Annotated in this window: 1 protein-coding gene; it reads left to right on the top strand. The window is 41.0% G+C overall.

Annotated features, from left to right (window positions below; translation table 11 throughout):
- Positions 1 to 17: 17 nt before the first annotated feature.
- The gene (locus tag C0966_RS18470; protein WP_274854009.1) at positions 18 to 1,298 is read left to right on the top strand and encodes an IS110 family transposase; all 1,281 of its coding nucleotides are present in this window, start codon (positions 18 to 20) and stop codon (positions 1,296 to 1,298) included.
- Positions 1,299 to 1,574: the final 276 nt, after the last annotated feature.

Genomic DNA, 1,574 nt, shown 5'->3' with positions numbered 1-1,574 from the left:
CCAAGGAGGACTCAATAATGAATTATACTCAAAATCGAAAAATCTCGCAAATCACACCATCAACATTAATAATCGGCATTGATATTGCCAAAGACAAACACGTGGCACGGGCACAAGACGATCGAGGAATTGAATTTGGAAAACGCTTGATCTTTGAAAATCGCATACATGGTTTCCAAATGCTTTTAGATTGGGTGAATCGACACCAAAAAGAAAATGATAAGAACCATGTGATTTTTGGGGTTGAACCAACCGGGCCCTACTGGTTAAATCTCGCTTATTTCCTTACCGCAAAGGGCTATGACTTTGTGCTAGTCAATCCGATGCATGTAAAGAAAAGCAAAGAGCTTGATGACAACTCTCCAACAAAAAACGATACAAAAGACGCCAGAGTGATTGCACAGCTGATTAAAGACGGCCGATACTCCGTACCAAATCTCTTAGACGGCATTTACGCGGAACTAAGAGAAGGCGTCAAAATAAGAGATCAGCTCACTCAACAGCTTGCCATCACAGAAGGACGTATTCAAAATTTGATTCAACGTTATTTTCCGGAGTTTTTCGATGTTTTCGGGGATTGGGAAGGAAAAGCAGCTCTTTGCACGCTAAAACTGTTTCCATTTCCTTCTCAAATTAAAGAAATGACACCTGAAGAGATTCTCTCAAAGTGGAAGCCATTTGTACAACGAGGAGTTGGAATGAAGCGAGCAACGAAACTAGTGGAAACGGCCAAAAAGAGCATTGGAATTCAAATCGGGATTCAGTTTGCCAAACGTGAAATGGAATATCTGATTGACCAATATGAGCTTTATCAAACGCAGTTGGAAGAGTTGGATCAGGAGCTAGAAGCTCTTGTAGAAACGATCCCAGGTGCTAAGCAAATGATGAATATTTCTGGGTTAGGTGTTACAACAGTCGCTCTATTCTTCGCTGAAGTGGGTGATCTCACAAAGTACAGTCACCCTCAGCAATTAGTTAATCTGGCAGGCCTTTCATTACGTGAGCATAGTTCTGGAAAATTTAAAGGACAAACCAGAATAACGAAACGGGGACGAAGCAGGCTGCGTAAAGCTCTGTACCTAGCGATTCGGCCACTCGTTGCCCATAATCCAACTTTTAAAGCTTTACATCAATACTATACAAAACGATCTGAAAGGCCTTTAAAAAAGCAACAGTCTCTCATCGCTTTGTGTTGTAAGCTATTACGTGTCTTATTTGTCATTGGTCAAAAACAGTGTGAATTTGATGGTTCAAAATTATTGCAAGGCTTGCCTCAAATTACATTACAAGTTGCTTAAACCGATTTATTAACCAATTTGTTAATCAAATTACTATCGAATACTTCAAGTATTTCTAAAGACAAACACCAATAGTGCCGAGTCGGAGTTTATTTTTACCATACGGGCTTATGACCCAGCTGAGGAGCTTATCCGACCTCCACCTCATGGATACGCAGGACGAAGGAATGTATGGATCCCAATCCGGTGATACATGGGAGGGTTAGCGACCGTGAGATGAGTGGAGATTTTGCGCACGGTCATAACTGTTATTACCAAACAATACCAGTTTGGTTG

The sequence above is a fragment of the Bacillus methanolicus genome (genome assembly GCF_028888695.1).
Taxonomy (GTDB): Bacteria; Bacillota; Bacilli; order Bacillales; family Cytobacillaceae; genus Bacillus_Z; species Bacillus_Z methanolicus_B.
This window is presented reverse-complemented; position numbering and strand designations above follow the sequence as displayed.